Origin of the sequence: Vibrio anguillarum, from assembly GCF_003390515.1 — a bacterium.
GTDB lineage: Bacteria > Pseudomonadota > Gammaproteobacteria > Enterobacterales > Vibrionaceae > Vibrio > Vibrio anguillarum.
This window is the reverse complement of the sequence record NZ_CP031479.1, coordinates 2,292,885-2,301,153: the sequence shown is the minus strand read 5'-3', so window position 1 is coordinate 2,301,153 and position 8,269 is coordinate 2,292,885. Positions and strand designations below refer to the sequence as shown.

General features: G+C 43.9%; 5 protein-coding genes and 1 tRNA gene. 5 read left to right on the top strand and 1 reads right to left on the bottom strand.

Features of this window, described 5'->3' with window-relative positions:
- Positions 1-32: 32 nt before the first annotated feature.
- A tRNA-Tyr gene (locus DD616_RS13880) sits at positions 33-117 on the bottom strand.
- A 483-nt stretch (positions 118-600) separates the two neighbouring features.
- On the opposite strand from DD616_RS13880, the gene DD616_RS13875 reads away from it, so the two are divergent.
- From DD616_RS13875 to vpsB, 5 genes are all read left to right on the top strand, one after another.
- Positions 601-1,653, top strand: coding sequence for an efflux RND transporter periplasmic adaptor subunit (locus tag DD616_RS13875; protein WP_094124433.1), 1,053 nt, complete (start codon positions 601-603; stop codon positions 1,651-1,653).
- Positions 1,653-4,763 carry a multidrug efflux RND transporter permease subunit gene (gene vexH, locus DD616_RS13870; protein WP_208871810.1) on the top strand — a complete coding sequence of 1,037 codons (3,111 nt, stop codon included), beginning with the start codon at positions 1,653-1,655 and terminating at the stop codon, positions 4,761-4,763. The genes DD616_RS13875 and vexH overlap by 1 nt, the downstream gene beginning before the upstream one ends.
- A gap of 305 nt (positions 4,764-5,068) precedes the next feature.
- Entirely contained in the window at positions 5,069-5,596 is a 528-nt protein-coding gene (locus DD616_RS13865; RefSeq protein ID WP_013857370.1) for a low molecular weight protein-tyrosine-phosphatase, read from the top strand.
- Between the two features lie 298 nt (positions 5,597-5,894).
- Positions 5,895-7,013, top strand: a complete 1,119-nt coding sequence (wecB, locus tag DD616_RS13860) for a non-hydrolyzing UDP-N-acetylglucosamine 2-epimerase (RefSeq protein ID WP_208871809.1) — start codon at positions 5,895-5,897, stop codon at positions 7,011-7,013.
- A gap of 17 nt (positions 7,014-7,030) precedes the next feature.
- Positions 7,031-8,269, top strand: a complete 1,239-nt coding sequence (gene vpsB / locus DD616_RS13855; RefSeq protein WP_208871808.1) for a UDP-N-acetyl-D-mannosamine dehydrogenase — start codon at positions 7,031-7,033, stop codon at positions 8,267-8,269.

Here is an 8,269-nt window from a genome sequence, read left to right as displayed (position 1 = left end):
GTATCAATCAAGGTTTCTCTTGCGAGAGAATATGGTGGAGGGGGACGGATTCGAACCATCGAAGGCGGAGCCGGCAGATTTACAGTCTGCTCCCTTTGGCCACTCGGGAACCCCTCCAGAGGGTTTTCATACAGTGTGATTTATAGTGCTTATAAGGACACTATTGGCTCACAGTATGCTTAAACAACGTTTTCCCAACGCATTGCTCAAGTGCGGAGCGCATGATAGCAAACTCGCTCTCTCTGTAAAGCCTTTTTCTTATGATTTTGAATTGAATGCTGCCTTTTTGGGCAAAGGGGTGAGGAATGGATAGTTTTGTTCTATTTATACCCTTCCCACTTGAAGCTGCAGCGGTGTTGGCTACGTTCGCTCACCCCAATCACATAGTTTATCTATGCTCATGGGGATGAACTTACTTGCCGCCTACCTGCAACTTCAAGTTGTTTGGGTATAGCCTGTGTGTGACGCCTAAAAAGCAGCCGGAGGAGGCTAAGTTATGACGCACGTTACAGATATTTAATAAGATTTACACTCCTTGACGTTCGAGCGTCGTATAAGCAGTTACAATTCAATCAGTCTATTTATTGTTGAATAAAAACTATGAAAAACACGTCTATTCTTTCGTTAATGATGGTTACCTTGCTTACCACACCGTTAAGTGCGTTCGCTGCGCAAGCACCACAGGCCGTTGCGGTGGTCGCAGAGCGTGTGGCAACTCATCAAGTGTCTCAGTCTCTTTCACTGATTGGTAAATTAGAAGCTGAACGAGCAGTGGAGATCTCATCTGAAGTTTCGGGAAAGGTCAGCCATATTGCGATTAAAGCCAATCAAGAGGTCAAGAAAGGTCAGCTCTTAATTCAGCTTAATGATGATAAAGCCAAAGCCGCACTTTCAGAGGCTCAAGCCTATTTGAACGATGAACAGCGTAAGTTGAAAGAGTTTGAACGTTTGGTCAAACGGAACGCCATTACCCAAACGGAAATCGATGCGCAAAAAGCGAGTGTTGATATTGCTCAAGCACGTTTAGATGCAGCAAACGCAAATTTAAACGATCTGCACATTAGCGCGCCATTTAATGGCACCGTTGGTTTTATTGATTTTAGTTTGGGCAAAATGGTCAGTGCAGGGACGGAATTGCTGACTTTAGATGACCTATCGGTGATGCAACTCGATATCCAAGTGCCAGAGCGTTACCTTTCGTTAATCAGTAAAGGTATGACGGTGACGGCGAAGAGTAATGCTTGGGCAAAAAACGAGTTTACCGGCAAAGTTGTGGGTATTGATTCTCGCATTAACCGTGAAACCTTGAATTTGCGTGTCCGTATTCATTTCGATAACCAAGATGGCAAGCTAAAACCCGGGATGTTGCTTTCTACTAAGTTGAATTTCCCAGCGATTGAAGCGCCCATTATCCCCGTTCAAGCACTCGAATATTCAGGCACTAAACGCTATGTCTATGTGATTGATAGCAATAATAAAGTAATACGCACGGAAGTTTGGCTTGGCGCGCGGATCGACAATCAAGTGGTGATTGATAAAGGTTTAGCCATTGGTGATAAGATTGTGGTGCAAGGTATCGTGAATATGAGAAACGGCATTGTCGTTACTGAAGTCAATGTGGATGGCTCACCGATACAAAAGGATGACAAATAATGTGGTTATCCGATGTTTCAGTGAAGCGCCCTGTGGCGGCGGTGGTATTAAGCTTACTATTGTGCGTTTTTGGTCTAGTGTCATTTTCTAAGCTTCCGGTCCGGGAAATGCCCGATATTGAAAGCCCGGTGGTTTCAATCAGTACTCGCTATGCAGGGGCTTCAGCTACCATCATTGAAAGCCAAATCACTTCTGTATTGGAAGATCAACTGGCAGGCATTAGCGGGATTGATGAAATTGAATCCACCACGCGTAATGGCATGTCACGGATTACCGTTACATTTGAACTGGGTTACGATCTCAATACTGGTGTGAGCGATATCCGCGACGCCGTTGCGAGAGCGCAGCGCTCATTACCGGATGAAGCAGATGATCCAACCGTATTCAAAAATAATGGCTCTGGTGAAGCTTCTTTGTACATTAATCTCAGTTCTTCAGAGATGGATCGAACCCAACTGACCGATTATATCGAACGAGCTTTGATTGACCGCTTTAGTTTAATCTCTGGCGTCAGTTCTGTGGATGTGTCTGGTGGTCTTTATAAGGTGATGTATGTCAAGCTCAAGCCGAATCTGATGGCTGGGCGTGGTGTCACGACTTCTGATATATCAAGTGCATTGCGCAGTGAAAATATTGAAAGCCCGGGCGGGGAAGTGCGTAACGATTCGACAGTAATGTCGGTGCGTACCGACCGAGCGTACAAAACGGCTCAAGATTTTGACTATTTGGTGGTTAAGCGCGCAAGTGACAATTCGCTGATTTACTTAAAAGATGTCGCGGATGTCTTCATCGGCGCTGAGAACGAAAACTCAACCTTCAAAAGCGACGGTGTGGTTAATGTGAGCATGGGCATTGTGCCACAGTCAGATGCTAACCCCTTGGATGTGGCGCAGCGTGTCCATCAAGAAGTCGATAATATTCAGCAGTTTCTACCCAAAGGAACGCGCTTGGCCATTGACTACGACTCGACCGTTTTTATTGATCGCTCAATTTCGGAAGTGTATAGCACACTGTTTATCACGGGTGGTTTAGTGATTTTGGTACTGTACATTTTTATCGGCCAAGTTCGGGCAACGCTAATCCCAGCCGTTACTGTGCCAGTATCATTGATCTCTTCTTTTATTGCCGCTTACTATTTCGGATTCTCCATTAACCTTATCACCTTGATGGCGCTGATTCTTTCCATCGGTTTGGTTGTTGATGACGCGATTGTGGTGGTGGAAAATATATTTCATCACATAGAACAGGGAGAGAAGCCACTGCTGGCGGCTTATAAAGGGACGCGCGAAGTCGGCTTTGCCGTGATTGCCACCACATTGGTATTAGTGATGGTCTTTTTACCGATCTCTTTTATGGACGGTATGGTCGGCCTGTTGTTCACCGAGTTCTCTGTACTTTTGGCCATGTCGGTTCTCTTTTCATCGCTAATAGCGTTAACTTTAACGCCCGTTCTCGGTAGCAAGATTTTAAAGGTCAATGTCAAACCAAACCGTTTTAATCGTTTTGTTGATCGTGTTTTTGGCCGTTTAGAAGCGGGTTACAAATCCTCTTTACGTTTTGCTATCAGTTGGAAATGGGCTGCACCGCTCGTCATCCTTGCATGCGTTGGTGGCAGTTATTTTCTGATGCAGAAAGTGCCTTCTCAGCTCACGCCTTCAGAAGATCGCGGCGTTATTTTTGCCTTTGTGCGCGGAGCGGATGCGACCAGTTATAATCGGATGTCGGCCAATATGGATCTTGTTGAGCAGCGGTTAATGCCCTTGGTTGGCAAAGGTTTTCTCAAGTCGTTTAGTATTCAATCGCCCGCGTTCGGTGGGCAAGCGGGTGATCAGACGGGTTTTGTTATCATGATTTTGGATGACTGGAACGAACGAAGCATCACCGCTCAACAAGCATTAGGGCAGGTCAAAAAAACGCTAACGGGAATTCCCGATGTACGAGTTATGCCCTTTATGCCCGGCTTTCGTGGTGGCTCTAACGAGCCTGTTCAGTTTGTGTTAGGTGGGTCAGACTATCCTGAACTCAAAAAATGGGCCGAATTGTTAAAAACGGAAGCTGAAAATTCCCCCTTTATGGAAGGAGCTGACACCAATTATTCCGAAAAGACACCTGAACTGGTGGTGACGATTGATAGGCAGCGTGCCGCGGAATTGGGGATCAGTGTCGCGGATATTTCAGATACGTTAGAAGTGATGCTCGGCGGGAAGAGTGAAACCAGCTTTGTTGAGCGTGGCGAAGAGTATGATGTTTATCTCCGTGGGGACGAAAATAGCTTCAATAACGCCTCCGATTTAAGCCAGATCTACATGAGAACCGCATTTGGTGAGCTTGTTACACTGGATGCACTTGCGAAAGTGGAAGAAGTGGCATCATCAATCCGCTTGTCTCATTACAATAAGCAAAAGGCGATCACGGTTACTGCAAATTTATCAGCTGGTTACACGTTGGGCGAAGCGCTTGATTTTCTGGATCAGAAAGCCATTGAAACACTACCTAGTGATATTTCCATTAGTTACTCAGGTGAGTCAAAAGATTTTAAAGAAAACCAATCGAGCGTAGCCATTGTATTTGCGTTAGCGCTGCTTGTCGCTTATTTGGTACTAGCCGCCCAATTTGAAAGTTTTATCAACCCGTTAGTGGTGATGTTGACGGTGCCGATGGGTGTGTTTGGCGGCTTTCTTGGTCTATCAATTATGGGACAAGGTATCAACATCTATAGCCAGATTGGGATGATTATGCTGATCGGTATGGTGACCAAAAATGGCATTTTGATCGTTGAATTTGCCAACCAGCTGCGTGACCGGGGGGTTGAGTTTGAAAAAGCAATTATTGATGCTTCAGCAAGGCGCTTACGGCCAATCATGATGACCGCCTTTACTACTTTAGCAGGTTCAATCCCATTAATTATCTCGACAGGAGCAGGCTATGAAAGCCGAGTTGCGGTGGGTACGGTGATTTTCTTCGGTATGGGTTTTGCCACTTTAGTCACTCTGTTTGTTATCCCTGCTATGTATCGTTTGGTCTCGGCATCAACACGCTCTCCAGGTCATGTTGAAGCTGAACTTAATCAAGAACTGCTGCATGATGTTAAAACCAGAAGTGTTCACTGATTAACGTATCAAGAGCCTGCGCCCTGCAGGCTCTTCTTTGTTCACCGTTCACACCTATTCCATTCACCGTTATCTATGCTCATTAGATGAAATCACATGCGGCCGGCTTATCACATCAAGTTATTTGTACATACAAGCGAGATATCAAATGGTTAATGCCATTTTCGATAATCCATCAAAATAGCCAGTTCATTTTTCCTATTTAAATCTTAGGTATTAATTATAGATAGACTCAATTTTGAGACACCCATTGCAATGCGCCTTGCGATACTCTATCCACCTCTTTAATACAGAGACAAAATGAAGTGAATGCATCAGTAATGGCCATGGAAAATAAAAAACTCTCTATCCTCATCGTATGCATGGGAAATATATGCCGTTCACCGCTTTCTGAAGCTGTTTTGAGCCAAAAAGCGCAACAACATGGAATTAATTTATTTGTTGAAAGCGCTGGTACTGTGAATTATCAAGTGGGCCGAAAACCAGATCCCAAAGCAATATCTGTCGCTGAGCAGCGTGGCTATTCAATGTCAAATTTAAGAGCAAGGCAGGTTTGTTCTGAGGATTTCGAAAAATTTGATCTTATTTTTGCCTTAGATAAAGCCAACTTAGCGGATCTGATTGACATTTGTCCTGCTAAACATAAAGAGAAACTTTCACTGTTTCTATCGCATAGTCACATCGGTGTCACGGAAGTCCCTGATCCTTACAAAGGAAATATTCATATGTTTGAACGGGTTTTGGAACTGATAGAGAGCGGGGCCCAAGGGATCATCGAACATATATCTAAACAATATCAATTAAAGGAAAGTGCAATGAAACTTTGTGTGTAACACATAGAAAGTTTTATATGACTTTTTGATTACCCACCCCAAAAAACAAAGCAACAGTTTGGCAATTAATTTCTACTCATAGTTTGTAGGTAGGTGATTAAATGTGGGTGGTTAATAAGTTTTCTCTTATATACATAAAGCAAAAAATGTGAAGAAAATGCGCATTCTAGAGGCGACATCTAGTGGCGGTAGCGTATTTAACCGTTGCTATTCACCATTTTTATCTACTTTTTGAAGAAATAGCGTTGAACAGTTTGTTCTTAACAGTCGTTTAGTTTAGCCCAAGGAAATAAATAAAGTGAAAAAAATACTCATTGCGTTTGGTACACGACCTGAAGCAATTAAAATGGCGCCTCTAGTTCATCAGCTTAAACAAGATAACCGCTTCGACACAAAAGTATGCGTCACTGGCCAGCACAGGGAAATGCTTGACCAGGTTTTAGAGTTGTTTGAAGTGGTGCCTGATTTTGATCTTAATATCATGGAACCAGGGCAAACACTGACGACAGTAACGACTAAAATCTTGAACGGTATGGAAACGGTTCTAAAAGACTTTCAACCAAACATTGTCTTAGTTCATGGCGATACCGCTACAACGTTTGCGACTTCACTTGCTTGTTATTATCAGCAAATTGCAGTCGGCCACGTTGAGGCTGGATTACGCACCGGCAATATTTATTCCCCTTGGCCTGAAGAAGCGAACCGCAAGCTTACGGGTGCATTGACTCACTACCATTTCGCACCAACGGCAACATCTCAACAAAATTTATTGGATGAAAATTATTGCCTCGAGAACATCCATATTACTGGGAATACCGTCATTGACGCCTTGTTTATGATCCGTAACAAGATTCACAACGAGCAAGATCTCAATGCTACGCTGGCACACCAGTTTCCGATGCTTGATAACAATAAAAAACTCATTCTTGTTACAGGCCATCGCCGTGAAAGTTTTGGTGATGGATTTGAGCGTATTTGTGAAGCCTTATCCATCACAGCAAAGCGTCACCCTGACTGTCAAATTCTTTATCCGGTACATCTTAATCCGAATGTTCAAGAGCCCGTCAATCGTCTTTTAAAAGGCATTGAAAACATTTTCTTAGTGGATCCACAACAGTATTTGCCCTTTGTCTATTTGATGGACAGAGCACACATCATCTTAACCGATTCCGGTGGTATTCAAGAAGAGGCACCATCGCTAGGGAAGCCTGTATTAGTGATGAGAGACACCACCGAACGACCTGAAGCGGTAAGCGCGGGTACGGTCAAGCTGGTTGGGACTAACACACAACTGATTTGTGAAGAGTTAGACCGGTTGCTTAGTGATGAGCGCGCTTACCAACTCATGAGTCAAGCACACAATCCATACGGTGATGGCAAAGCCCGTCAACGTATCGCCGACATTCTAGCAAGATAAGATTTAAGGAAAATAAGATGTTTAATAAAGTTTCTGTGATTGGTTTAGGGTATATCGGCCTGCCAACGGCTGCCGTTATAGCCTCGCGTGGTATTGAAGTGATTGGCGTAGATGTCAATCAACACGCTGTCGATACAATCAATAAAGGTGAAATTCACATTGTCGAACCGGATTTAGATATCGTAGTTCGAAGTGCAGTGATGACTGGCAAACTAAAAGCAACTGTGACAGCTGAACCAGCTGATGCTTTCTTAGTGGCGGTACCCACACCATTTAAAGGTGATAATCACGAGCCTGATCTTAGCTATATAGAAGCCGCAGCCAAAGCGATTGCGCCAGTTCTGGAAAAAGGCAACTTGGTGGTATTGGAAAGTACTTCCCCAGTCGGTGCGACAGAAAAGCTTTCCGCATGGCTAGCAGAGGCTCGTCCTGATTTAACTTTCCCACAGCATAAAGGTGATACGGCTGACATTAAAGTAGCGCATTGCCCAGAGCGAGTTTTACCGGGTTATGTACTACAAGAATTAGTCAGTAATGACCGAGTGATTGGTGGTATGAGTAAATCGTGTAGCGAGAAAGCGATGGCTCTGTATAAAACCTTTGTTAAAGGCGAATGCATCATCAGCAACTCTCGTACGGCGGAGATGGCGAAATTAACAGAAAACTCCTTTCGCGACGTCAATATTGCATTCGCGAACGAACTTTCCCTTATTTGTGAGAAATTAAAAATCAATGTTTGGGAATTAATTAAATTGGCCAACCGCCACCCTCGGGTCAACATATTAAATCCAGGACCAGGTGTTGGCGGGCACTGTATTGCAGTTGACCCTTGGTTTATTGTTAACAGCTGCCCAGAAGAAGCAAAACTGATTGCTGCTGCTCGTCATGTTAATGATGGTAAACCACACTGGGTCGTTGATCAGGTAAAACAAGCCGCAGATCAGTTCAAAAAGCCTGTTATTGCCTGCTTAGGTTTGGCCTTTAAAGCCGATATTGATGATTTACGTGAAAGCCCAGCTTTAGACATCACTTTGCATTTAGCACAAGACAATATCGGAAAAATCTTAGCAGTAGAGCCAAATATCCACCAACTACCGGGTAAGTTAGCAGAACATGATGTTGAACTAGTCTCGCTAGAGCGTGCTTTAGAGTTAGCCAATATCGTCGTGGTGCTGGTTGATCACCGAGATTTTAAAGAAGCAGATAAAACGGCATTTGCTAAGAAAGTCGTGATTGATACTAGAGGTGTTGTATAA